The organism is Blastomonas natatoria (assembly GCF_003201955.1).
GTDB lineage: Bacteria > Pseudomonadota > Alphaproteobacteria > Sphingomonadales > Sphingomonadaceae > Blastomonas > Blastomonas natatoria.
Genome location: NZ_QJJM01000017.1, coordinates 1 through 23,197, shown reverse-complemented (window position 1 = coordinate 23,197; position 23,197 = coordinate 1). Strand labels below are relative to the sequence as shown.

At 62.3% G+C, this 23,197-nt stretch carries 23 protein-coding genes and 1 riboswitch; of the genes, 7 read left to right on the top strand and 16 right to left on the bottom strand.

From position 1 onward, the window contains the following. From atpA to C7451_RS17160, 4 genes are all read left to right on the top strand, one after another. Positions 1–1,530: a F0F1 ATP synthase subunit alpha gene (gene atpA, locus C7451_RS17175; protein ID WP_110300125.1), complete on the top strand. Its 1,530-nt coding sequence runs from the start codon at positions 1–3 to the stop codon at positions 1,528–1,530. Positions 1,531–1,649: 119 nt separating this feature from the next. Next, positions 1,650–2,525 (top strand): F0F1 ATP synthase subunit gamma, encoded by an 876-nt coding sequence (locus tag C7451_RS17170; RefSeq protein ID WP_110300124.1) that lies wholly within the window; start codon positions 1,650–1,652, stop codon positions 2,523–2,525. A 24-nt stretch (positions 2,526–2,549) separates the two neighbouring features. After that, positions 2,550–3,992 carry a F0F1 ATP synthase subunit beta gene (gene atpD, locus C7451_RS17165; protein WP_110300123.1) on the top strand — a complete coding sequence of 481 codons (1,443 nt, stop codon included), beginning with the start codon at positions 2,550–2,552 and terminating at the stop codon, positions 3,990–3,992. Positions 3,993–4,138: 146 nt separating this feature from the next. After that, the gene (locus tag C7451_RS17160) at positions 4,139–4,396 is read left to right on the top strand and encodes an ATP synthase F1 subunit epsilon (protein WP_023838318.1); all 258 of its coding nucleotides are present in this window, start codon (positions 4,139–4,141) and stop codon (positions 4,394–4,396) included. Positions 4,397–4,525: 129 nt separating this feature from the next. On the opposite strand, the gene C7451_RS17155 is transcribed toward C7451_RS17160, so the two are convergent. After that, complete coding sequence (locus tag C7451_RS17155; protein ID WP_110300122.1) at positions 4,526–4,978, bottom strand: DUF6265 family protein; 453 nt, start codon at positions 4,976–4,978, stop codon at positions 4,526–4,528. Positions 4,979–4,990: 12 nt separating this feature from the next. After that, positions 4,991–5,908, bottom strand: coding sequence for a DMT family transporter (locus tag C7451_RS17150; RefSeq protein ID WP_244182006.1), 918 nt, complete (start codon positions 5,906–5,908; stop codon positions 4,991–4,993). Between the two features lie 211 nt (positions 5,909–6,119). Here C7451_RS17150 and C7451_RS17145 point away from each other — a divergent pair, with 211 nt between their 5' ends. Continuing rightward, the gene (locus tag C7451_RS17145; RefSeq protein ID WP_110300121.1) at positions 6,120–7,676 is read left to right on the top strand and encodes a TadA family conjugal transfer-associated ATPase; all 1,557 of its coding nucleotides are present in this window, start codon (positions 6,120–6,122) and stop codon (positions 7,674–7,676) included. Between the two features lie 74 nt (positions 7,677–7,750). Here C7451_RS17145 and C7451_RS17140 read toward each other — a convergent pair whose 3' ends face one another. From C7451_RS17140 to C7451_RS17110, 7 genes are all read right to left on the bottom strand, one after another. Continuing rightward, on the bottom strand, positions 7,751–7,975 hold the full coding sequence (locus tag C7451_RS17140; protein WP_110300120.1) for a hypothetical protein: 225 nt from the start codon (positions 7,973–7,975) through the stop codon (positions 7,751–7,753). Positions 7,976–7,986: 11 nt separating this feature from the next. After that, complete coding sequence (locus C7451_RS17135) at positions 7,987–9,258, bottom strand: hypothetical protein (RefSeq protein WP_146215400.1); 1,272 nt, start codon at positions 9,256–9,258, stop codon at positions 7,987–7,989. A gap of 250 nt (positions 9,259–9,508) precedes the next feature. Continuing rightward, the gene (locus C7451_RS17130; protein WP_110300118.1) at positions 9,509–9,700 is read right to left on the bottom strand and encodes a hypothetical protein; all 192 of its coding nucleotides are present in this window, start codon (positions 9,698–9,700) and stop codon (positions 9,509–9,511) included. 90 nt (positions 9,701–9,790) lie between these two features. Further along, complete coding sequence (locus C7451_RS17125) at positions 9,791–10,519, bottom strand: esterase/lipase family protein (RefSeq protein WP_244182005.1); 729 nt, start codon at positions 10,517–10,519, stop codon at positions 9,791–9,793. 127 nt (positions 10,520–10,646) lie between these two features. Beyond that, the gene (locus tag C7451_RS17120) at positions 10,647–11,420 is read right to left on the bottom strand and encodes an enoyl-CoA hydratase (protein ID WP_110300116.1); all 774 of its coding nucleotides are present in this window, start codon (positions 11,418–11,420) and stop codon (positions 10,647–10,649) included. Continuing rightward, the gene (locus tag C7451_RS17115) at positions 11,417–12,472 is read right to left on the bottom strand and encodes an enoyl-CoA hydratase/isomerase family protein (protein ID WP_110300115.1); all 1,056 of its coding nucleotides are present in this window, start codon (positions 12,470–12,472) and stop codon (positions 11,417–11,419) included. Before C7451_RS17115 ends, C7451_RS17120 begins: the two co-directional genes overlap by 4 nt. 10 nt (positions 12,473–12,482) lie before the next feature. After that, the gene (locus C7451_RS17110; protein ID WP_110300114.1) at positions 12,483–13,628 is read right to left on the bottom strand and encodes an acyl-CoA dehydrogenase family protein; all 1,146 of its coding nucleotides are present in this window, start codon (positions 13,626–13,628) and stop codon (positions 12,483–12,485) included. 209 nt (positions 13,629–13,837) lie between these two features. Here C7451_RS17110 and C7451_RS17105 point away from each other — a divergent pair, with 209 nt between their 5' ends. Continuing rightward, positions 13,838–14,779, top strand: a complete 942-nt coding sequence (locus C7451_RS17105) for a DMT family transporter (protein WP_110300113.1) — start codon at positions 13,838–13,840, stop codon at positions 14,777–14,779. On the opposite strand, the gene C7451_RS17100 is transcribed toward C7451_RS17105, so the two are convergent. Both C7451_RS17100 and C7451_RS17095 read right to left on the bottom strand, forming a co-directional pair. Further along, a complete protein-coding gene (locus tag C7451_RS17100; RefSeq protein ID WP_110300112.1) occupies positions 14,746–16,329 on the bottom strand; it encodes a long-chain-fatty-acid--CoA ligase in 1,584 nt (527 codons plus the stop codon). The two genes, C7451_RS17105 and C7451_RS17100, sit on opposite strands and share 34 nt — an antisense overlap. A 101-nt stretch (positions 16,330–16,430) precedes the next feature. Next, positions 16,431–17,069 carry a DUF938 domain-containing protein gene (locus tag C7451_RS17095; protein WP_110300179.1) on the bottom strand — a complete coding sequence of 213 codons (639 nt, stop codon included), beginning with the start codon at positions 17,067–17,069 and terminating at the stop codon, positions 16,431–16,433. 83 nt (positions 17,070–17,152) lie between these two features. Between C7451_RS17095 and C7451_RS17090 the strand changes: the two genes are divergently transcribed. Continuing rightward, the gene (locus C7451_RS17090) at positions 17,153–17,650 is read left to right on the top strand and encodes a methyltransferase family protein (protein WP_110300111.1); all 498 of its coding nucleotides are present in this window, start codon (positions 17,153–17,155) and stop codon (positions 17,648–17,650) included. Positions 17,651–17,687: 37 nt separating this feature from the next. On the opposite strand, the gene gcvPB is transcribed toward C7451_RS17090, so the two are convergent. From gcvPB to C7451_RS20300, 5 genes are all read right to left on the bottom strand, one after another. Next, the gene (gene gcvPB / locus C7451_RS17085; RefSeq protein WP_110300110.1) at positions 17,688–19,268 is read right to left on the bottom strand and encodes an aminomethyl-transferring glycine dehydrogenase subunit GcvPB; all 1,581 of its coding nucleotides are present in this window, start codon (positions 19,266–19,268) and stop codon (positions 17,688–17,690) included. Then, a complete protein-coding gene (gcvPA, locus tag C7451_RS17080; RefSeq protein WP_110300109.1) occupies positions 19,265–20,623 on the bottom strand; it encodes an aminomethyl-transferring glycine dehydrogenase subunit GcvPA in 1,359 nt (452 codons plus the stop codon). Before gcvPA ends, gcvPB begins: the two co-directional genes overlap by 4 nt. A gap of 38 nt (positions 20,624–20,661) precedes the next feature. Beyond that, positions 20,662–21,033, bottom strand: a complete 372-nt coding sequence (gene gcvH, locus C7451_RS17075) for a glycine cleavage system protein GcvH (protein WP_110300108.1) — start codon at positions 21,031–21,033, stop codon at positions 20,662–20,664. Positions 21,034–21,061: 28 nt separating this feature from the next. Continuing rightward, positions 21,062–22,195, bottom strand: coding sequence for a glycine cleavage system aminomethyltransferase GcvT (gene gcvT / locus C7451_RS17070; protein ID WP_110300107.1), 1,134 nt, complete (start codon positions 22,193–22,195; stop codon positions 21,062–21,064). 170 nt (positions 22,196–22,365) lie between these two features. Then, positions 22,366–22,458, bottom strand: a riboswitch (glycine riboswitch). 87 nt (positions 22,459–22,545) lie between these two features. Next, positions 22,546–22,803 (bottom strand): deoxyguanosinetriphosphate triphosphohydrolase family protein, encoded by a 258-nt coding sequence (locus tag C7451_RS20300; RefSeq protein WP_244182008.1) that lies wholly within the window; start codon positions 22,801–22,803, stop codon positions 22,546–22,548. Between the last annotated feature and the right edge of the window lie 394 nt (positions 22,804–23,197).

The window sequence follows — 23,197 nt, the reverse complement described above, 5'->3', positions numbered from 1 at the left end:
ATGGACATTCGTGCCGCAGAAATCTCCAAGGTTATCAAGGATCAGATCGCCAATTTTGGCACGGATGCGCAAGTATCCGAAGTGGGCAGCGTGCTGAGCGTCGGCGACGGCATCGCGCGCATCCACGGCCTCGACAACGTTCAGGCCGGTGAAATGGTCGAGTTCTCGAACGGCGTGCAGGGCATGGCGCTCAACCTCGAAGCCGACAATGTCGGCGTCGTGATCTTCGGCTCGGACGCCGAGATCAAGGAAGGCGATGTCGTCAAGCGCACCGGCACCATCGTGGACGTCCCCGTCGGCAAGGGTCTTCTCGGCCGTGTCGTCGATGGCCTCGGCAACCCGATCGACGGCAAGGGCCCGATCGTCGCCGACAAGCGCATGCGCGTCGAAACCAAGGCGCCGGGCATCATCCCGCGTACTTCGGTGCACGAGCCCGTGCAGACCGGCCTCAAGGCGATCGACGCGCTCGTTCCCGTCGGCCGTGGTCAGCGCGAGCTGATCATCGGTGACCGTCAGACCGGCAAGACCGCCGTCGCCATCGACACCTTCATCAACCAGAAGGCAGCCAATGCCGGCGACGATGAAGGCAAGAAGCTCTACTGCATCTATGTCGCCGTCGGCCAGAAGCGCTCGACCGTCGCTCAGATCGTGCGCCAGCTCGAGGAATCGGGCGCCATGGAATATACCATCGTGGTCGCCGCGACGGCTTCGGAACCGGCTCCTCTGCAGTTCCTGGCACCGTATACCGGCTGCACCATGGGCGAGTTCTTCCGCGACAACGGCATGCACGCGCTGATCGTCTATGACGATCTGTCTAAGCAGGCCGTTGCCTATCGTCAGATGTCGCTGCTGCTGCGTCGTCCTCCGGGCCGCGAAGCCTATCCCGGCGACGTGTTCTATCTCCATTCGCGCCTGCTCGAGCGCGCCGCGAAGATGAACTCGGCCAATGGTTCGGGCTCGCTGACCGCGCTGCCGATCATCGAAACCCAGGCGGGTGACGTGTCGGCCTATATTCCGACCAACGTGATCTCGATCACCGACGGCCAGATCTTCCTCGAAACCAACCTGTTCTACCAGGGCATCCGTCCGGCCATCAACGTCGGTCTGTCGGTGTCGCGCGTGGGATCGGCGGCGCAGACCAAGGCGATGAAGAAGGTGTCGGGCTCGATCAAGCTCGAGCTGGCCCAGTATCGCGAAATGGCGGCCTTCGCCCAGTTCGGTTCGGACCTCGACGCATCGACCCAGAAGCTGCTCAACCGCGGCCAGCGCCTGACCGAGCTGCTCAAGCAGCCGCAGTTCAGCCCGCTGCCGTTCGAGGAGCAGACCGCCTCGATCTTCGCTGGCACCAATGGCTATCTCGATGCGCTGCCGGTCAACCGGGTCAACGAATATGAAGCCGCGATGCTGAGCTTCCTGCGCACCGACCATGCCGACCTGCTCACCACGATCCGAGACACCAAGGATCTGGGCGACGATGCCAAGGCCAGCCTGAAGGCTGCGCTCGACGCATTTGCCAAGACGTTTGCGTAAACTGCTGGTCCCCTGCCCAAGCAGGGGACTATCGCCCGCCAGACGCGCGGGATGACACGGCAGCAAATGGCCCCCCGGTTGAACGGGGGAGACCGAACAGGGTTTGAAGTTAGGACACCATGGCCAGTCTGAAAGAACTCAAGGGCCGGATCGCCTCGGTCAAGTCGACCCAGAAGATCACCAAGGCCAAGCAGATGGTGGCATCCGCCAAGCTGCGCAAGGCGCAGGCGGCGGCGGAAGCTGCGCGTCCCTATGCCGAGCGACTTGAGCGCGTGATGGCCTCGCTGGCATCGAAGATCTCGATCAGCGATTCGAGCCCCAAGCTGCTCGCCGGTACGGGCAAGGACCAGATCCATCTGCTGATCGTGACCTCGTCGGACCGCGGTCTGTGCGGTGCGTTCAACTCGAACATCGTCAAGGCGGCCAAGCTGAAGGCGCGCGAGTTGGAAGCAGCCGGCAAGACCGTGCTGTTCTATCTCGTCGGTCGCAAGGGCCGCGGCATGATCATCCGCGACTATCCCAAGCAGATCGTGCGCTATTTCGATACGACGAACTTGAAGAATCAGGGCTTTGCCGAAGCGCAGGCGATCTCGGCCGAGCTGATCGCGATGTACGAAAAGGGCGAGTTCGACGTCGCCCATCTGTTCTACAGCAAGTTCCGTTCGGCGCTGCTGCAGGAGCCGGTCGGCCGTCAGATCATCCCCGTCGCCATCCCGGCGGGCGATGCTGTCGCTAGCGAAGCGGCTGTCGAGTACGAGCCCGATGAGGAGGAAATCCTCGCCGAGCTGCTGCCGCGCAACGTCACGACGCAGATCTTCGGTGCGCTGCTCGAGAATGCCGCGTCCGAACAGGGTGCCTCGATGACCGCGATGGACAATGCCACGCGCAACGCAGGCGACCTCATCAACCGGCTCACCATCGAATATAACCGCAGCCGCCAGGCCGCGATCACCACCGAACTCGTTGAAATCATCTCGGGCGCCGAAGCCCTCTAACCGTCCGAAAGCAGGAAACAGCTCATGGCAACCACCAACAATATCGGCAAGATCAGCCAGGTTATCGGCGCGGTCGTCGACGTGACCTTTGACGGCGAAATCCCCGCCATTCTGAACGCGCTGGAAACCGAGAACAACGGCCAGCGTCTGGTGCTCGAAGTCGCCCAGCACCTGGGTGAGAACACCGTGCGCTGCATCGCCATGGACGGCACCGACGGCCTGGTCCGCGGCCAGAACGTCACCGATACCGGCGCGCAGATCCGCATGCCCGTGGGCCCCGAAACGCTGGGCCGGATCATGAACGTCGTCGGTGAGCCGATCGACGAGCGCGGCCCGATCAACGCGAAGGCCTCCGCCCCCATTCACGCCAAGGCTCCGGAATTCGTCGATCAGTCGACCGAATCGGAAATTCTGGTCACCGGCATCAAGGTCATCGACCTGCTCGCTCCCTATGCCAAGGGCGGCAAGATCGGCCTGTTCGGCGGCGCCGGCGTGGGCAAGACTGTGCTCATCCAGGAACTGATCAACAACATCGCCAAGGGCCATGGTGGTACCTCGGTGTTCGCCGGCGTGGGTGAGCGTACCCGCGAAGGTAACGACCTTTATCACGAATTCCTCGATGCAGGCGTTATTGCCAAGAACGAAGCTGGCGAAGCGATCAGCGAAGGTTCCAAGGTGGCTCTGGTGTACGGCCAGATGAACGAGCCCCCGGGTGCCCGCGCCCGCGTCGCTCTGTCGGGTCTGACCATCGCCGAATATTTCCGCGACCAGGAAGGCCAGGACGTGCTGTTCTTCGTCGACAACATCTTCCGCTTCACTCAGGCGGGTTCGGAAGTGTCGGCGCTGCTCGGCCGTATTCCTTCGGCCGTGGGCTATCAGCCGACCCTGTCTACCGACATGGGCCAGCTGCAGGAGCGCATCACCTCGACCAACAAGGGCTCGATCACCTCGGTTCAGGCGATCTACGTGCCTGCGGACGACTTGACCGACCCTGCGCCTGCCACCTCGTTCGCGCACCTTGACGCGACGACCGTGCTCAACCGCGCGATTTCGGAACTCGGCATCTATCCGGCGGTGGACCCGCTCGATTCGACCAGCCGCGTTCTCGAGCCCCGCGTCGTCGGCGTCGAGCATTATGAAACCGCCCGTGCGGTCCAGTCGACGCTGCAGAAGTACAAGTCGCTGCAGGACATCATCGCCATTCTGGGCATGGATGAGCTGTCGGAAGAGGACAAGCTTACCGTCGCCCGCGCGCGCAAGATCCAGAAGTTCCTGTCGCAGCCCTTCCACGTGGCCGAAGTGTTCACCGGCATTCCTGGCAAGTTCGTTTCGCTCGAAGACACCGTGAAGAGCTTCAAGGCGGTGGTCGATGGCGAATATGACCATCTGCCCGAAGCAGCCTTCTACATGGTCGGCGGCATCGACGAGGCTGTCGAGAAGGCGAAGACGCTGGCCGAAGCGGCTTAAGCAGCAAATGCTCTCTCCCCTTCAGGGGAGAGATACGGAGGCTGGCGAGCTTGCTCGCTAGCCGAAGTTGAGAGGGGCGGCATCGTCTTGCATTCCCCTCTCCCAACCCTCTCCCCCTCAGGGGAGAGGGCCTAAAGGAAGTTGAAATGGCACTGCATTTTGAACTCGTCACCCCCGAGAAGCTGGTCCGCTCCGAAGCGGTCCACATGGTCGTCGTGCCCGGTGCAGAGGGCGAGTTCGGCGTGCTCGAAGGTCATGCTCCGCTGATGTCGACCGTGCGCGACGGTCTGGTCTCGATCTACAAATCCGAAGGCGCGCAGCCCGAGACGATCGCGATCGAAGGTGGCTTTGCCGAGGTCAATGAAAAGGGCCTGACGATCCTGGCCGAGCGCGTTTCGGGCTGATTTTCGTTCCTCTCCCTGTCTGTTTTTCTCGTCACCCCCGCGAAGGCGGGGGTCCCGCTTTCTGAAGGCAGGGCGACAATAGCGGGATTCCCGCTTTCGCAGGAATGACGAAGAAAGTCTGACCCTGAATTATTTTCCAACCACTCGCTTGTAGCGCCACGCCTGCGCCTTGCTGCCGTCGCGCATGCTGGCTTCGGCCAGCAGCATGTCGCCTTCCATCCAGTAGCGGATACGCTGCGGATATTCGTGGTTGGGATTGACGAAGACGACCTCGCGTGGCCCTGACTTGACCGCCCGGAACGCCGCTGCCGGATTGCCGAACGGCGCGCCATAGAACATCAGGTCGCCATTCTCGTTGCGGGCGATCCGCATGAATTCGTAAGAGGTAACCTCGTCGCCGCGTCCGCCTCTCCCGGTGCCTAGCATCGTTTCGGCGCGGCAGCCGGTCCAGTTCTCTTCGGTCCAGCGTGCCTCGGCCTCTTCCGAAACCCAGCGCCCCTCGATCCAGCAGGGTAGAGACGGCGGGACGGGCAGGGTCGCCATCTGCATCGCCAGTCCGATCAACCATCCCGTCAGTGCCATGTCCGCCCTTCCCTATTTGCCTCCGTCGCGCAGCAGATAGATACCGCTCGCGATGATCACCCCGGTTCCCGCCAGAGCGACGAAATCAGGATAGTCGCGATAGAAGACCACGCCGATCGCGATGGCAACGATGATCTGCACATAGACCATGGGCGCCACGGTGGCCGCCGAACTGCGCGCGGTGGCGAGGTAGACAAACATATGGCTGATGCTGGCCGTCACCGCGACGGTTGCGCAGACCAGCACGACATAAAGGCTCGGCCATCCGATCTGCAGCGATGCGACACCCGATACATGCCCGAGTGCCGCGTAGAGGATGAGCAGGGGGGCAGCGATGGCCGCCACCAGGAACTGCATCAGCAGGACGCTGCCGGAACCTGCTGCCCTGGCGTTGCTGATCATCAGGCCGCTCATTCCGAAAGCTGCGGCCAGCGGCAGCAGTGCCGCCCATCCCAGATCGGCGAAGCTGGGTCTGAGCACGATCATCACACCAACAAAGGCGACCAGGGTCGCAACCCAGCGCCCCGGACTCAACCGTTCATTGTACAGGATCGAGGAAATCACTGCGGTCAGCAGTGGCGCCATGAACTGGATCGATGTGGCCGTGGCGAGCGGCATCAGGAAGATGCTGGAGAAGAAGGTGACCGTCGCGCCGGCCAGGAAAAAGCCGCGCGCCAATTGCACTCGGGGTCGGGGCAAGCGGAAGCCTTGGGGGCCTTCCCTCACGAGCAGCACCAGCCCAAGGCCAATCGCGCCAAAGGTGAAGCGCAGAGCCGCCACGGCCATTCCTGGCCATTGCCCCGCGGTCGACTTGATCAGGCCGTCGCCGCACGACAGCATCGCAAAGCCGATCAGGGCGAACAGCATGCCGGTGCCGAGAGTCGGACGTCCTTCGGTGGTGTAACCGGCATTCAACCTATTTTCGGACAAGTCGGGACGCCTGCTGGTGGGTTGTTAACCTTTGGTCGGCTTAATGCCCATTAATGGCACGGATGCAAGTGCCAACGGGCCAAATGCGTGCGCTGCGGAGCGCTCGGAAAGGCCTTGTTAGGACATTGTCAAAGTTTCCGGGCTATTCACCATGCAACATCTGGGCAGCTTTCGGGGATGCCCGCGACATTATCCGGGATAATCGGTCACCATGAGCGCGTTCGGCAGAAAGAATGGCATTGGACAGATGGGCCCCGGCGCACGGCCGAGCTTCGGCGTCGCCCGCCCGATGAAGGGAGGCGCTGCCTCCCCTCCCCCTGCAGAAGCGCGTCTTGGCCTCTCGCTCGACATGGGCGGCGAACAGTTCCCTGATCTTGATTCCGTCGATCTGCCCAGCCTCGACATGATCGACATGACGCCCGAAAGCGCGGCGCTGAACGATGCGATGACGCGTCTGTCGGATCGTGCAAATTCGATTGCCGATACCGGCCCCAAAGTCGAAGGATTCGAAGCCTCGGTCCACAAGATCAAGGAACAAGTGCTGCCGCGCCTGCTCGAACGCGTCGATCCGGAAGCCGCTGCCACGCTGACCAAGGACGAGCTGGCCGAGGAATTCCGCCCGATCATCCTCGAAGTGCTCGCCGAACTCAAGCTCACGCTCAACCGGCGCGAGCAGTTTGCGCTGGAAAAGGTGCTTATCGACGAGCTGCTCGGCTTCGGTCCGCTCGAGGAACTGCTCAACGATCCGGAAATCACCGACATCATGGTCAACGGTCCGGAGCAGACCTATATCGAAAAGAAGGGCAAGCTGCAGATCGCGCCGATCCAGTTCCGCGACGAGGAACATCTGCTGCAGATCGCCCAGCGTATCGTCAACCAGGTCGGTCGCCGCATCGACCAGACCACGCCGCTGGCCGACGCCCGCTTGAAGGACGGCAGCCGCGTCAACGTCATCATCCCGCCGCTGTCGCTGCGCGGCACCGCGATCTCCATTCGTAAGTTTTCCGAAAAGCCGATCACGCTCGACAATCTGAAGGATTGGGGCGCCATGTCGGAAAAGATGGCGACCGCGCTCAAGATCGCCGGGGCCTGCCGCTTCAACATCGTCATCTCGGGTGGTACAGGCTCGGGCAAGACGACGATGCTCAATGCGCTGTCGAAGATGATCGATCCGGGCGAACGCGTGCTGACCATCGAGGACGCGGCCGAACTTCGCCTGCAGCAGCCGCACTGGCTGCCGCTCGAAACGCGCCCGCCGAACCTGGAGGGCAAGGGCGCGATCAGCATCGGCGATCTCGTCAAGAACGCGCTGCGTATGCGTCCAGATCGCATCATCCTGGGCGAAATTCGTGGCGCGGAGTGCTTCGACCTGCTCGCCGCGATGAACACCGGTCACGACGGATCGATGTGTACGCTTCACGCCAACAGCCCGCGCGAGGCGCTCGGCCGTATGGAAAACATGATCCTGATGGGCGACATCAAGATCCCCAAGGAAGCGATCAGCCGCCAGATCGCCGAGTCGGTCGACATCATCGTCCAGGTGAAACGCCTGCGCGATGGTTCGCGCCGCGTGACCAACGTCACCGAGGTTATCGGAATGGAGGGCGAGGTCATCGTCACCCAGGAACTGTTCAAGTTCGAATATCTGGACGAAGGCAGCGACGGCAAAATCATCGGCGAATATCGCTCGACGGGCCTTCGCCCTTATACGCTGGAAAAGGCCCGGCAGTTCGGTTTCGAACAGGCGTTCCTGGAAGCCTGTTTGTAAGCCGACGGCTCGGCGCGATCCTGAATGCCCCGGTCCTGATCCTCAAGGCAACCCATCGAGGGACGTCCGGCTTGTCATTTCTTGAGTATGATCACGTAGAGCATCTTGCCCTTCTCGTAGTGATTGACCACGAGTTCCTTGCTTCGGGCTCCGACCATCTCCGGGAAGGCAATATGCTTGTACTCGTCGAGCTCGACATCCTCCGCGCGGTTGTCGAAAAGGCGTTCACCGCCAATTGCTGATGCCTGTTCCTCAACCTGGTCTGCGTTCGGTCCGACAATCGTTACAATTCTCGACATCTGACTGCTCCTTATTGCATCTGGTTCAGGATCGCCTGTTGCTGACCGGGTGAAAGCTCGAAGAACGCATCTCTCGAGACTGCGGGATCGCCGCTGCACAGGGCTAATGTCTCTCGCGGGCTGAGACCGACGGTTGCGGCTATTGCGGGACAATCGAAAGTTCCGGGCGCGAACCCCTGAAAAGCCTGTGTTCTGCGGTCTCGCGCCTGCCGCAGCGCGTATGTGTCGCGGGAAAAGCGTTCCGCTTCGAACTTGGCCGCGCCGCTCAGGAGCGCCAGGCAGCTATCATAGAGCGCGCTGCTGTCGCCTTTTGCCGCCACATCTTCGATACAGAACAGGCGCATGTCATCGACTTCGATCACCTGTCGTGCGATGGCGACAACAGCGTCCGCGACCTTGCCGATTTCGGTTCCGGACGCGCCTTTGTCTGCCCCGCCTGGCAGGACGGCTCCGGCACTCGTAGAGGCCCCTGCCTGCAAGGCCGGGCCGACATTGCCCGACAGCTTGACGATTTCCGCCACCTGCGCGCTTGCACTATCCAATTCTGCCTTGGCCGCCACAGCCTTGGCCTTGTCCGCTTCGCACGCCGCCTTGCCATCGGCAGGCACCTTGCTGCAGTCGGCCGTCTCCTTGTCCTTGACCGGCGCATAGGCCTTTTCTGCTGCCTCTCTGCGCTTTGCCGCTGTGGCGTAGAGCGTCACCAGTTCGCTCGACATCTGCGCGCTTGTCGCTACTGCAGGGCCGCTGATGATCGTCGCTGGCCGCTTGACTGCACCGGTCAGTTGTTCGATCGCCAGAATGGCGACCATGGCACGTGCATCGCGGCCTGCCTGTACGATGAAAGATTCGCGCGAAATCGCGCCGTTCAGATACCGTTCGCATGTCCGGTAGAAGCTTTCCCGCAGCAGATTGATGGTTTGTGTGCGTTCGATGGTCGCCCCGGCTTCGGATGCGGAAATGCTGAGGCCTCCCTGCCCGGTCTGCGATCTCGCGTCAAAGCCGATCGAACCGGATCCACTGGCTGCAATCACTGCAAAGACATCTGGTGCCGGTTCGGCGCACATTCGCAGGCTCGTCGGTGACGGTCCAGAGCCATCGGTCTCCACGGTCGGCTGGATCAGGACATGACGCTGCTTGGCGTCAACGGTGATTACCGATGCCGAACCCGTCGGAATGTTGCGATCTCGAAAGGCCGTGTTCCACCGCGCACCACAACCGCAGAGCAGCAAGCACGCTGCCAGCGCAAAGCCCAGCCCTGTTCTTGTATCCACGATATTCCGCATGATCACACCCCCGCATGTACTCGATATTCCATGCATCGGGCGGTATTTGCAATTGTCGGTTCAAACATGAACGGAATTTAATGTAGTGACGTTTGTGTACCTGTGTGTCGAAACCATTCAGACTGCTGCATTACTGTTTGTCTTCATGGAGAACTATTGATCATTTACGCTTATGGAGCAACGATATATCGCCAGCCAGGAGGTGCGGCATGAGGGGGTGTCACCACGCCGATAAGGGGGACTGCCAAGATCAATAGCCCTTGAGAGCGAAGGCCGTGGCGCAGACGGCTATGACAAGCGACAGGATGAAGATCATCGACCATGGCATGAAACCGACCCGGTCAAAATTGCGTCGGCGCATGCGGCGAGCGTCCGCAATCGCTGCGGTGCCCGCAAGAGCTGACATGGCCAGCGCCAGCTGAGCCCAAACACTCTGCAGCACGAGTTACCTCCTCAAGATCCGGAAAAAATCAGCAATCAGCACCAATGCTGCCGGTTCAGCAGGCGTCTGGAATGCGGAATCCGATCTGCCTCATTCAATTGTTCGGAAGGCGAGCGATCGCCAACCCGTGCGGGCAAACGGCTTCCAATCGTCTTCCTGCTGAGCAAGACGGTCCGCGATCGCGTACATCACCATGGGATTGACCCCAAGCCCGCAATGACTCGAGAATACCTCCAGCGTTTCGGCCTTCGGCCCCGGCTTCTGCACGGACCCACGCCACGCGACAATCCCGTCGCTGCGGCTGAGGATAGACGTGGTAGGCACCGGTGGGGCCTCTTCCAGGTTGCGGAAGCGGCCCTGCCGCAGGGGCTCGGGGTCCTTGCCATTCAACCGCTCGAAGAGATGGCGGGCATTGGTATGACCCCTGTCGCCCGAAATGGGACTTCCCAGGCTGATGACCTGCCGTACTTTCGAGGGGCTCTGCTTGGCCATTTCGCGGGCAAACAATCCGCCGAGGCTCCAGCCAATCAGGGAAACCGTCCTGCCAGAATCGGCGTGCACCCGGTCGAGCAGCGCATAGAGTGCCTGCTCCCGCGCATTATCGAAGCGAACGTTGCGCCCGAGTTCCCAGCCAAAGCTGGAATAGCCGAGATCGTCCAGCAATCCTCGCAGGGGGCGGGTGGAGCTGTCGCTCGCAAGGAACCCCGGCAAGACGATCACCGAATGCCCATCGCCCTTGGGCAAGTGCCGCATCGCGCGCCGCAAGGCGAGAAACGAGCCAAGCTCGAAAAATGCCCTCCCCTCGCTCAAGGTCAGCAAGGGATGCGGCGGACGGGCGGGGCTCTGGGTAGCAGGCATGGATTATAAATCTCCGGTCAGGCGCCGAAGATAATCACGCTGCCGATCATTTTTAAGCCATGACGCATCAACGCCCGATCTGGTTCGATCAGCGTCCGGTCCACTGGCCGGGGCGCTTTTCGACGAACGCGGCCATGCCTTCCTTCTGGTCCTCGCTGCCGAACAGGCCGTGGAACAGGCGGCGCTCGAAAACGACGCCCTGCTGCAGCGTCGTTTCGAACGCGGCGTTGACCATTTCCTTGACCGCCAGCGTGGCGAGCGGCGCCATGCCCGCGATGGTCTGAGCAGCCTTGACGGCCTCATCGACGAGCTCGGCCAGGGGGACGACGCGCGCGACCAGGCCCGACTGCTCGGCTTCGGTCGCGTCCATCATTCGCCCGGTGAGGCACATGTCCATCGTCTTGGCCTTGCCGATCGCACGCGCCATGCGCTGCGATCCGCCCATGCCGGGGGTGACGGCGAGCTTGATCTCTGGCTGGCCGAACTTGGCATTGTCGGCAGCGATGATGAAATCGCACATCATTGCAAGCTCGCAGCCGCCGCCCAGCGCATAGCCCGCGACCGCCGCAATCACCGGCTTGCGCGTGGCAGTGACGCGATCATAGCCGGCAAAGAAATTGCTGCCGTACATGTCGGCGAAGCTCTGCGTCGCCATTTCCTTGATGTCGGCCCCAGCGGCGAAGGCCTTTTCGCTACCGGTCAGCACGGCACAGCCCTGCGACGGGTCGGCATCGAAGGCGCTAAGCGCTGCGATCAGATCGGCAAGCACCTGGCTGTTCAGAGCGTTGAGCGCCTGCGGACGGTTGAGCGTGATCAGCGTGACGGCACCGCGCTGTTCGACGAGAAGCGTTTCATAGGTCATCGGGCAATCTCCAAGGGGGTCCAGGCCTGATCCTCAGGCAGAGGTGCAAAGATGGTATCGAGCAGCGCATCGCTCACACCCTCTGCGGTGGCGGGGTTCCAGCGCGGCGCATTGTCTTTCTCGATGATCAACGCGCGCACGCCCTCGATAAAGTCGTGCATCTGCACGACGCGCGCGCCGATCGCATATTCCTGGCGCATTTCGGCCGCGAAGTCAGGCATTTGTGCGCCTTCCTTGAGCTGGCGCAGAGCAACCTTGCACGTCTGGGGCGACTTGTGGCCCAAGGTCGCGAGCTCCTTCGCGCTCCAATCCGAACCGTCCCCCTCGAGCCCGGCGAGAATATCTTCGTAGCGATCGGAAGCGAACAGCCGGTCGATCTGTTCGCGATTGCCCAGGATGCGGGCGGGCGGCGGGGTGATCGATAGGTCGCTCAGAATCGCGTCGATCTCCTCCGGCGCCGAGGCGAGGCGCTGCTTGGAATCGGCCAGCGTGTCGGACGCCAGATAATGCGTCGCCAGCCCCAAGGCGTGGCATTCCGCACCATCGAGCCGCGCCCCGGTGAGCGCGAGGAACTGCCCCACCCGGCCCGGTAGCCGGGAGAGGAACCAGCCGCCACCCACATCCGGGAACAGGCCGATCCCCGTTTCCGGCATGGCAAAGCGGGTGTTCTCTGTGGCGATCCGGTAGCGCGAGGGCATGGAAAGGCCCACGCCTCCGCCCATGGTGATGCCGTCCATGAAGGCGATCACCGGCTTGGGATAGACGAACAGCAGATGGTTGAGGCGATATTCGATGAAGAAGAATTCACGCGCCTCTGCGCCGTCCGCCGCGCCGCTGGTGGCCAGCATGCGGATGTCGCCGCCCGCGCAGAAACCGCGCCCTTCGGCATGATCGATCATCACGGCATCGATCGCGGGATCGTCGATCCAGCTGACAAGCGCCTCGGTCATCGCATGGCACATGGGCGTGGTGAGCGCATGGATCGCGCCAGGACGGTTCAGGCTGATGACGCCGGTGCGGCCTTCGACGCGGGTCAGGATATCGCTGGTCATGATGTTCCCCTCACTGGCGCAGCATCTCGCGTGCGACGATCATCCGCATCACCTGGTTGGTCCCCTCAAGGATCGAATGCACGCGCAGGTCGCGCCAGAAGCGCTCGATCGGATAATCCTGGAGATAGCCATATCCGCCAAAGAGTTGCAGCGCATCATTGACAATCTTCGAACCGCTATCGGTGCTCAGCCGCTTGGCCATCGCCGCGAACTTGGTCTTGTCGGGTGCATTGGCGGTAACCTTGGCGGCGGCGAGATAGAGCAGCGCGCGCGCCGCTTCCAGATCGGTCGCCATGTCGGCGAGCATGAACTGCGTGTTCTGGAAATCGCTGATCCGCTTGCCGAACTGCTTGCGGTCGTTGGTATAGGCGATCGCTTCGTCCAGACAGCGTTGCGCCCCGCCGAGCGAGCAGGCACCGATGTTCAGGCGGCCACCATCAAGCCCCATCATCGCAAAGCGGAAGCCATCGCCTTCCGCCCCGACCCGGTTGGCGACGGGTATGCGCGCGTCCTCGAAGATCACCTGCGCCGTCGGCTGGCTGTGCCAACCGAGCTTCTTCTCGTTGGCACCGAAGCTGACGCCGGGCGTGTCCTTGTCGATCACCAGACAGCTGATCCCCTTGGGGCCATCCTCGCCGGTGCGGACCATCGTCACATAGACATCGTTCGCGCCCGCGCCGCTGATGAACTGCTTGGAGCCGTTGACGACATAATGATCGCTGTCGCGCACCGCCTTGGTCTTGAGAGCGGCGGCGTCCGATCCCGAACCCGGCTCGGTCAGGCAGTAGCTGGCGATCCTGTCCATGGTGACGAGATCGGGAAGATAGCGCGCCTTAAGATCGTCCGAGGCGAAGCTGTCGATCATCCATGCCGCCATGTTGTGGATGGAGATGAACGCGCTGGTCGACGGGCAGCCATAGGCCATGGCCTCCATGATCAGCGCCGCTTCGAGCCGTCCGAGGCCTATGCCGCCGCTCTCTTCGCTGACATAGATCGCCGCGAAGCCGAGATCTGCGGCTTCCTTGATCGTGTCGCGCGGAAAAATGTGTTTCTCGTCCCATTCGGCGGCAAAGGGCGTGATCCTGTCGGCGGTGAACTTGCGCGCCGCTTCCTGGATCGCAAGCTGGTCTTCGGTGAGCTCGAACTGGTCGGTCATGTCGGTCCTGTAGCGTGATGGCGGAAAATGCCGCCTTATGAACGTGGCGATTAATCGAACCGACCCGCTTTGGCCAGAGTGCAGCCCCCTGCCCTTTTGGTCGGGGGCGATGCGAAAATGCAGGAATCTCTGCATTGTCCCGCCCTGTTGCGGCAAATTCGCTCATTCGCGGGATGACGTGCACGGCGTCTGCTGTTAGCAGAGCGCCGATGGACCTGCCAGAACCAGCTCAAGATACTGTTCCGAGCGCCAACAGGACGCTCTATGCCATCGGGATAAGGCTGGTGTCTGCGGCCTGTCTCACGGCTATGTTCGCTTGTGTCAAACTCGCCTCGGATCTCGGCGTCCATGTGCTTGAAAGCGTGTTCTACCGGCAGCTTGGTGGCGTGCTCGTTCTGCTGCCCCTCGCCCTTTCGGGTGCCGGGCGGGCGGCGCTGAAGACCGACAAGCCCTGGGCTCATGCCAGCCGCATGGTCATCGGCATGGCGGCGATGTCGCTCAACTTCCTGTCTTTCGCGCTACTGCCCATAGCCGAAGCGACGGCGATCGGCTTCATGGTGCCAATCGTGGCCACACTTCTTTCCATCCTGCTCCTGCAGGAAACCGTTGGGCTCCATCGGTGGACCGCGATCGCTGCGGGTCTGATCGGTGTGCTCATCGTCGTGCAGCCGGGCGATGGCCACATCCCGCTGGCAGGCGCGCTCGTGGCACTGGCGGGCGTCGCGATCACTGCTTTTGGCAGCATCATCATTCGCAAGCTCGGAGAAACCGAGAGCCCGGCCACGACGATGTTCTGGTTTTCGCTCAGCTCGATGGCCCCGCTCAGCATAGCCATGCTCTTTGTCGGTCAATGGCACGATGCGCATGCATGGGGAATCATCCTGCTGATGAGCGTGCTGGGGGCCGGAGCCCAGCTCGGCATAACCTGGTCCCTGCGGCTCGCTCCGGTATCGGTGGTGCTGCCGATCGACTATTCCAGCCTTATCTGGGCGGCGCTTGTGGGCTGGTTTATCTGGGAACGATGGCCGGTGCCCGCGACCTGGATCGGGGCACCGCTCATCATCGGCTCGGGGCTGTACATCGCCCTTCGCGAAAACAGGCTGGCGCGGGAAGCTGCTCAGGCGACCGCCCGGTCCCGACCTTCCCAATAAGGCGCACGCAGTTCACGCCGCAGGATCTTGCCCGTGGCATTGCGCGGCATTTCCGCAATCACGTCGACGCTCTTGGGCGCCTTGAAAGGGGCGATGCGCTCGCGCGCCCAGGCGATGACCGATGCAGGGTCGATCTCGTGTCCCGGCTTGGCCACCACTACGGCCTTCACCGCCTCGCCCCATTTTTCATCGGGAATGCCGATGACCGCAACCTCCAGCACATCGGGATGACCGAAGATCGCATTTTCGACCTCTGCGGGATACACGTTCTCGCCGCCCGAAATGATCATGTCCTTCACCCGGTCCTGGATATAGACATAGCCATCATCATCCATATACGCGGCATCGCCTGTACGCAGCCAGCCATCGCCATCGACCGTCTCGCGCGTCTTGGCCTCGTTGCGCCAATAGCCGGTCATGTTCAGCGGCGAGCGCGTGGCAATCTCACCGATCGTGCCGTTGGGAACCGGGTTGCCTGCCGCATCGATGATGCGGATTTCTACCCCGGGCAGCGCCTTGCCGGCAGAGCGCATGCGTTGATTGCCCTCGGGATCGTGATCTTCGGGCGGCAGGGCGCAGAAGGTGCCCGTGGTCTCGGTCATGCCATATTGCTGGCAGAATTCGGCACCCATCACGTGCATGCACTGGCGCAGCAGTTCGAGCGGTATCGGTGCGGCTCCATACATCACCAGCTTGAGCTTCGACCAGTCGGTCGACGCCGCGCGCGGATGGTTGACCACCATTTGCAGTGCCGTCGGAACCAGGAACATGTGAGTCACACCGTCCTGCACGCAATCGAGCACCGCATCAGGGGTGAATTCCGCGCGGATGACGGCACGGCATCCATTGTAGAACGCGATCGTGCCGACGCCCGACCCGGCGATATGTGCCACGGGCATGATGACGAGCATCGAATCCTCGGCCGTCACCTTGTACCAGTCGACATCCGAAGCTTCGATGATCGGACGCAGCGCGAACATGTTGCGATTGCATAGCACTGCACCCTTGGGGTGACCGGTGGTGCCGGACGTGTAGAGCTGCAGCACCCCGCGTTCCGGATCGACCTGAGGCAGCGCGGCATCGCCCTGCGCAGCCGCCCAGGCATCGAGCGACCGAAGCCCCGAAATATCACCCTCGACATCGATCAGCAGAGTTTTCAGGCTGTCCAGTCCCTCGGCTGCCGCCCTGGCGGTTTCGGCCGAAAACGGCTGGCAGACGAGCAGCGCTGCCTGTGTATCGGACAGGATATAGCGCACTTCCGGCACCGCAAGCCGCCAGCCCACCGGAACCATGGCCAGACCGGCCCGGCTCGCCGCTATCAGCAGCGTGAAATAGAGGCTCGCATTCTTGCCCAGCCAAGCGATGCGGTTGCCGGGCTCCAGACCGGAAGCGACAAAGGCGCGAGCATAGCGATCAGCCATGTCATCGAGCTGCCGATAAGTGATGCGCTCCGTGCCATCATCCATGGCAATGGCGTCCGGACGCTCCTCGGCCCAGTAGCGGATCGTCGATCCAAGATCGGTACGCGTATTGGTGGTGGTCGCCAGCATCTCTCTCTCCCACATGTCCAGCAGGCGGGCGAACCTTTGCGGTTCTGCCCGATCGCCATACAGGCTAGGCAGAAAGCGCGCGGCTTGACAATAGATTTGCGTTATGCCCGCCGATAGACCAGTGACAAGTTGTTCGCGGGCATCTCGATCAGATCCGCTCTGACAAGGCCGTATTCGGCAGCGACCAAATCCACCTCGTCGACATTGCGCAGGCCCCAGCTGGGATTGCGCGCCTTGAGCGACGCGTCAAAGGCCAGATTGCTCTCCGCCGTCGTGACGTCATGACGGACAAATGGCCCATAAAGATAGAGCGACGCCCCGGGCTTCAGCAACTTTGCGGCGTGATCGAACAGCGCCAGCGTGGCACTCCACGGACTGATATGCACCATGTTGATGCAGACGATCGCAGCCGCATTCGCAATGGGCCAGTCTGGATGCTCGACATCGATCGGCAGCGGCGGAAGGATGTTGGCAAGCCCTGCTTCGCCAGACCACGCCGCTATGGAACCGAGCGCGGCGGGCTCGCAATCGCTTGGTTGCCATTGGAGGTGAGGGAAGGCAGCCGCGAAATGCACGACATGCTCGCCGCTGCCGCTGGCAATTTCCAGCACGGTTCCGTCCCGTGGCAGGACATCGCGCAGCACCGCCGTGATGGCATCGCGATTGCGCACGGTGGCAGGGGCGTGGCGGCGCACATCGTCGCCGGCCTCATCGATAAGCCATGGTCTGGGTCCGGTCATGACGCCATCATGGCGCGAACCATGCGGCACGGCAATGGCCACACGGCTTGCATCGCGCGAACAGAAGCGCCAGCTTGGCGCGCATGGATGACGAACCGCCGCAATTGCCCCGCATCGACCCCAGTATTGCCCCTGCCGTCGGCTTTCCCCCGCCCTTGGTGTTCCTGGGCTTCATACTGCTGGGCCTGCTGCTTGACCGCCTGGCGGCACTGCCGCCCATTCCGGCGGCTCGGATGCTCGAATGGCCGGGTTTTGCCCTGATGATGGCAGGCATCGGCCTGATCATCGTCTCGCTCGGAATGTTCCGCGCTTATGGCGAGAACCCGGAGCCATGGACGCCCAGTCAGGCCATCATCGCACGCGGCCCCTATCGTCACACGCGCAATCCCATGTATCTGGGTATGCTGATGATCCAGCTGGGCTATGCGGTCTGGGAGGCCAGCATGGGGATCCTGGCCTTTGCCCCCTTTGCTTTCATCGCCATAGACCGGGCGGTAATAGCCAAGGAAGAGAGTTACTTGCGCGCGCGATTTGGCAAACCTTTCGAGGACTACTGCGCGCGCGTCCGCCGCTGGATATGAAAAACCCGCCCGGTTGACTGCCGGGCGGGTTTCAGGATCATTCCGCCGCTTCGGCCTGTTCGACGACCGGCTCGGTCCAGACCAGCACCGGCTTGCGCGCGGCCAGCGTCTCGTCGAGACGGCGGCGCGGTGCGAAATGCGGCGCGCTGTGGAGCGACGGGTCGCCCTGCTTGGCCCGCAACGCAACCGAGCGCAATGCGCCGATGAACTGATCGAGCGCCGCCTTGCTTTCGGTTTCGGTCGGTTCGACCAGCATCGCGCCATGGACCACCAGCGGGAAATAGACCGTCATCGGGTGGAACCCCTCGTCGATCAGGCCCTTGGCGATGTCGAGCGTAGAGAAGCCCTCGGCCAGACCATTGTCCGAGAACAGCGCCTCGTGCATGCACGGCCCCGCGGCGGCGAACGGTGCATCGAGCACGTCCTCGAGCGAGCGAAGCACGTAATTGGCATTGAGCACCGCATCTTCCGCGACCTGAAGCAGGCCATCGGCGCCATGGCTGAGAATATAGGTCAGCGCACGGGTGAACATGCCCATCTGGCCATGGAAGGCCACCATGCGGCCGAAGCTGGAGGCGTGATGGTCCTCCATGCTCTCTTCCTCGATCAGCGCGAGCTTGCCGTCCTCGGTGCGCTCGACGAACGGCAGCGGGGCGAACGGGGCGAGCGCCTCGGAGAACACCACCGGCCCGGAGCCTGGACCGCCGCCGCCATGCGGCGTGGAGAAGGTCTTGTGCAGGTTGATGTGCATCGCATCGACGCCCAGATCGCCCGGACGCACCTTGCCGACCACCGCGTTGAAGTTCGCGCCATCGCAATAGACGAAGCCGCCCGCCTCGTGCACCGCGTCAGAGATGATCTTGAGATCGCGCTCGAACAGGCCGCAGGTATTGGGGTTGGTGATCATGACGCCCGCGACATCGGGTCCGAGCCGGGCCTTCAGGGCATCGACATCGACGCGCCCATCGGGCTTGGCGGGAATGTCCTCGACCTGATAGCCCACGAACGCTGCCGTCGCCGGGTTGGTACCGTGCGCGCTTTCGGGAACAAGGATCACAGAGCGCTTGTCGCCGCGTGCTTCGAGCGCCGAGCGGATCGCCAGGATCCCGCACAGTTCGCCATGCGCACCCGCCTTGGGCGACATCGCGACGCCCGCCATGCCGGTCAGCTTGACCAGCCAGTCGCCCAGCTCGTCGATCACCGCGAGCGCACCCTGCACCGTGTGGATCGGCTGCAGCGGGTGGATATCGGCAAAGCCGGGCAGGCGCGCCATCTTCTCGTTAAGCCGCGGATTGTGCTTCATCGTGCACGATCCCAGCGGGAAAAGGCCAAGGTCGATGGCATAGTTCTGGCGGCTGAGGCGCGTGTAATGACGCACCGTTTCCTGCTCGGACAGGCCCGGCAGGCCGATGGCCGACTTGCGCTCCAGCCCGCCGAGCCGCGAGGCGGCCCTCGGGGCTTCGGGCAGATCGACGCCGGTGCGGTTCGAATCGCCGATCTCGAAGATCAGTGCTTCTTCGAGCATCAGCGCGCGGTTGCCCGTGCTGGTGGCCATCGCCGACGCTGCGCCAGTGTCTTCCGCGGGACGAGTCGGACGGCCCTGATTGTTCATGCTCATGCCAGCAGCTCCTCAAGATTCGTGGCAAAGGCTTCGATGTCCTCGACCGTAGCCGTTTCAGTCACGGCCACGACCAGTCCGTTCGCAAGTTCGGCTTCGTCCGGATAGAGTCTGCCGAGCGATACGCCGCCCAGGATCTTGCGATCGGCCAGCGCACGCACGATCGAGCGCGCGTCCTTGGGAAGAACGAGTGTGAACTCGTTGAAAAAGCTCTCATTCAGCAGCGTGACGCCGGGAACCTTTTCGAGTCGTTCGGCCGCAGTCACCGCCATTGCATGATTGACTTGCGCCAGGCCGCGCAGACCCTTTTCGCCCAGCAGCGTCATGTGGATGCTGAATGCAAGCGCGCACAGACCGCTGTTGGTGCAGATGTTGCTGGTCGCCTTCTCGCGGCGGATATGCTGCTCGCGAGTCGACAGCGTCAGCACGAAACCGCGCTTGCCCTCGGCATCGACCGTTTCGCCGCACAGGCGGCCCGGCATCTGGCGGACATATTTCTGCTTGCACCCGAACAGGCCGACATAGGGACCGCCGAATTGCAGGCCCACGCCGAGCGACTGGCCTTCGCCAACCACGATATCCGCGCCCATTTCACCGGGGCTCCGCAACGCGCCGAGCGCCACAGGTTCGGTGACTACCGCGATTAGCAGCGCGCCTGCAGCCTGAGCGGCATGGGCGAGAGCCGACAGATCCTCGACGCGGCCGAGAATGTCGGGATATTGCACCACAACACAGCTGGTATTCTTGTCGATCTGGCCGATCAGGCCGGCAATATCGGTTTCGGCGGTCAGGCTGGGCGCCTGATGGACCAGTGCATCGCCGGTGAAGCGCGCCATGGTCTTGGCGACACCGACATAATGCGGGTGGAGGCCCGACGACAGCAGGGCCGTTGCGCGCTTGGTAATGCGCCGTGCCATGCTGATCGCTTCCCAGCATGCGGTCGATCCGTCATACATGGACGCATTGGCGACGTCGCAGCCCAGAATCCTCGCCACCTGGGTCTGGAATTCGAACAGCATCTGCAACGTGCCCTGCGCGATTTCGGGCTGATAGGGCGTATATGCGGTCAGGAACTCGCCGCGCTGGATCAGGTGATCGACCGAGGCGGGCACATGGTGCCGATAGGCACCCGCACCCATGAAGAAGGGCACATCCCCTGCCACCAGGTTCTGGCTGGCGAGCGCTTTCATGTGCCGTTCGACCGCCATTTCCGGCGCGTGCATGGGCAGGCCGTGGATCGGACCACTCAGCCGTGCCTCTTCGGGAATGTCGACGAAAAGGTCTTCGATCGATGCAGCGCCCATCGAGGCGAGCATCGCGCTGCGATCCTGGGTGTTGAGGGGGAGATAGCGCATTGCGACTTATGTCCTTGTCTCAGAGAAAATCTTGGAAATCAGAGACCTGCAACAAACTTCTTGTATGCAGCCTCATCCATCAGCGCATCAAGCTCACCCTGGTCGGTCAGCTGCAGCTTGAAGAACCAGCCATCGCCCTCTGGGTCGGAATTGACGAGCCCAGGTTCGTCAGCCAGCACCTCATTGCCTTCGACAATGGTGCCGGAGACAGGACTGTACACGTCGCTGGCGGCCTTGACCGATTCGACGACCGCGGCCTCGTCGCCCTTGTCGAACTGCTTGCCTTCGGCGGGCACGTCGACGAACACCACATCGCCCAGCTGCTGCTGCGCATATTCGGTGATGCCGACCGTGGCGATTTTGCCCTCGACTTCAACCCATTCATGTTCTTCGGTAAAATAGCGGCTCATGGTATCACTCCATCGGGACGTTTGATGTTCAGGCGGTCTTGGGCCGGTGATAGCGGTGCGGCACGAAGGGCATCGGGGCGACGGTCACCGGAATGCGCTTGCCCCGCACCTCGGCTTCCAGCACGGTGCCCAACGGGGCGAAGGCGGACTTGATCAGCGCCATCGCGATCGGCGCGCCGAGTGTCGGAGCAAAACCGCCCGAGGTCACCTTGCCGACCATGCGATCACCGACGAACAGCTCGGCGCCCTCACGCACCGGCTGACGGCCTTCGACCGAAAGACCAACACGCTTGCGGTCGGTACCCTCTTCCAGCTCCTCAAGAATGCGCTCGGCTCCGGCAAATCCGCCCTCTGCACGGCGGCGCTTGCTGATCGCAAAGCTGAGATCGCCCTCAACCGGGCTGACACTCTCGTCAAGGTCATGGCCGTAGAGAGGAAGACCAGCTTCGAGCCGCAGCGAATCGCGCGCACCCAGGCCGATCGGCTTGACCACATCAAGCGCACACAGCCGATCGGCCAGCGCTGCGGCATGGTCGCAATCGACGCTGATCTCGAAACCGTCCTCGCCGGTATAGCCCGATCGGCTGATCCACAGCGACATGCCATCGAGCGTGAAGCTGCCCGCCTGCATGAAGTAGAGCGATGCCACATCAGGGATCAGGCTCGCAAGTGCTTCGCCTGCCTTGGGCCCCTGCAGCGCAAACAGCGCACGCTCGTCGAGCAGCGTGATCACCACCTCGTCGGGGAAGGTCTCGCGCATATGGGCAAGATCGTCGTATTTGCAGGCGCCATTGACGACCAGATACAGGTCGCGCTCGCGGCGGGTGACCATCAGGTCGTCCAGAATGCCGCCGTTTTCTTCCAGCAGGACCGAATAGCGCATCCGATTGACGCCAAGCTTCTGGATCTCGCCCGGCACGATCGCTTCAAGCGCCAGATCGGGAGCATCGCCGGTGAGCAGCACCTGGCCCATATGGCTGACATCGAACAGCCCGGCATTTTCGCGGGTCCACAGATGCTCGGCCATCACCCCCTCATACTGCACGGGCATCTGGTATCCGGCGAACGGCACCATGCGCGCTCCGCGAGCGCGGTGCCATGCGTCGAGTGGCAGCAGCCGATCGGCCACGCGTTCCATCATGTCGGCAATATTATCGGTCATCAGGGCACTCCGGCAGCTTGGAATTGGAAGCGACGCACGACCCCAGGGCCCTGCCAGCATCCAACCCCCTCTGTCACTTGAACCTGAGAGCTTTCATGAAAGGCCGGAAGCCTTCCATTTACCCCTTCGGTGGAGCGGCCTTGCAAAGCCACCCTCTTTCCAGAGCGCCGATCAACGACACGGTCCCGATGACCTGAGAGATTCCGGGGCGGTTGCTCCTTCGGTGGCGATGGTTGCCCACCGCGCTCTCCCGTGTCGTCTCATGGAAATTTCTTTCCATCGACCTGGCCGGAATGCGCAAACGTCGGATGGCTGTCAATCAAATTGCGCTGCGACGCACAAAATCCTGTTCAAACGTGGCTCAGCCCTTCGGGCGCAAAGCCGAAGATCTGGCGATGCTGGCTCAACGCGAAGCGATCGGTCATGCCAGCCAGGAAATCGGCAATATGCCTGCTCTTCTCGGGCTCGGCTACGGGGAGCCGCTGCCGCCAGTCTTCCGGCAGCAGATTCGGATCGTCGTGATAGGCCGAAAACAGAGCCCCGATGACCTGCCGCGCAAGGTCGGCCGCTTCCAGTTGACGCGGGTGGTGATAGACCCGGTCGTACATGAACCTTTTGAGCGCCCGTTCCTGCTCGGCCATGGCATCGGAAAACCCGGCAATCATCTGCCCGGCTGCGCGGACGTCCTCGATATCGCCGATGCCCAGCGCGTCGATTCTGGCCCGGGTAGAGGCAATGACGTCATTGACCATCAGGCCGATCTGGTCGCGAACGAATTCCGATTGCAGCCTTGCCTCTGGCACATCGCTGAAACGCCTGCGGATTGCATCCCACTGGCGCGCGGCCGATGGCAGGGCCAGCAGATCCTCGAACGACAGAAAACCGGCGCGCAGGCCATCATCGATATAGAGGTGGCCGGGTTAGTCTGAACAGCGATTGGCAACAGATAAGTGGATCGTCTGCCGGTTGCTTCTTCGATTTTCCGATATGGGGCGTCGCGCA

Bases quoted from the DNA above. Each gene is read 5' to 3' on its own strand.
- atpA (WP_110300125.1), top strand. From the start codon at position 1: ATGGACATTCGTGCCGCAGAAATCTCCAAGGTTATCAAGGATCAGATC.
- C7451_RS17170 (WP_110300124.1), top strand. From the start codon at position 1,650: ATGGCCAGTCTGAAAGAACTCAAGGGCCGGATCGCCTCGGTCAAGTCG.
- atpD (WP_110300123.1), top strand. From the start codon at position 2,550: ATGGCAACCACCAACAATATCGGCAAGATCAGCCAGGTTATCGGCGCG.
- C7451_RS17160 (WP_023838318.1), top strand. From the start codon at position 4,139: ATGGCACTGCATTTTGAACTCGTCACCCCCGAGAAGCTGGTCCGCTCC.
- C7451_RS17155 (WP_110300122.1), bottom strand. From the start codon at position 4,978: ATGGCACTGACGGGATGGTTGATCGGACTGGCGATGCAGATGGCGACC.
- C7451_RS17145 (WP_110300121.1), top strand. From the start codon at position 6,120: ATGAGCGCGTTCGGCAGAAAGAATGGCATTGGACAGATGGGCCCCGGC.
- C7451_RS17140 (WP_110300120.1), bottom strand. From the start codon at position 7,975: ATGTCGAGAATTGTAACGATTGTCGGACCGAACGCAGACCAGGTTGAG.
- C7451_RS17135 (WP_146215400.1), bottom strand. From the start codon at position 9,258: ATGCGGAATATCGTGGATACAAGAACAGGGCTGGGCTTTGCGCTGGCA.
- C7451_RS17120 (WP_110300116.1), bottom strand. From the start codon at position 11,420: ATGACCTATGAAACGCTTCTCGTCGAACAGCGCGGTGCCGTCACGCTG.
- C7451_RS17115 (WP_110300115.1), bottom strand. From the start codon at position 12,472: ATGACCAGCGATATCCTGACCCGCGTCGAAGGCCGCACCGGCGTCATC.
- C7451_RS17110 (WP_110300114.1), bottom strand. From the start codon at position 13,628: ATGACCGACCAGTTCGAGCTCACCGAAGACCAGCTTGCGATCCAGGAA.
- C7451_RS17105 (WP_110300113.1), top strand. From the start codon at position 13,838: ATGGACCTGCCAGAACCAGCTCAAGATACTGTTCCGAGCGCCAACAGG.
- C7451_RS17100 (WP_110300112.1), bottom strand. From the start codon at position 16,329: ATGCTGGCGACCACCACCAATACGCGTACCGATCTTGGATCGACGATC.
- C7451_RS17095 (WP_110300179.1), bottom strand. From the start codon at position 17,069: ATGACCGGACCCAGACCATGGCTTATCGATGAGGCCGGCGACGATGTG.
- C7451_RS17090 (WP_110300111.1), top strand. From the start codon at position 17,153: ATGGATGACGAACCGCCGCAATTGCCCCGCATCGACCCCAGTATTGCC.
- gcvPB (WP_110300110.1), bottom strand. From the start codon at position 19,268: ATGAGCATGAACAATCAGGGCCGTCCGACTCGTCCCGCGGAAGACACT.
- gcvPA (WP_110300109.1), bottom strand. From the start codon at position 20,623: ATGCGCTATCTCCCCCTCAACACCCAGGATCGCAGCGCGATGCTCGCC.
- gcvH (WP_110300108.1), bottom strand. From the start codon at position 21,033: ATGAGCCGCTATTTTACCGAAGAACATGAATGGGTTGAAGTCGAGGGC.
- gcvT (WP_110300107.1), bottom strand. From the start codon at position 22,195: ATGACCGATAATATTGCCGACATGATGGAACGCGTGGCCGATCGGCTG.
- C7451_RS20300 (WP_244182008.1), bottom strand. From the start codon at position 22,803: ATGTACGACCGGGTCTATCACCACCCGCGTCAACTGGAAGCGGCCGAC.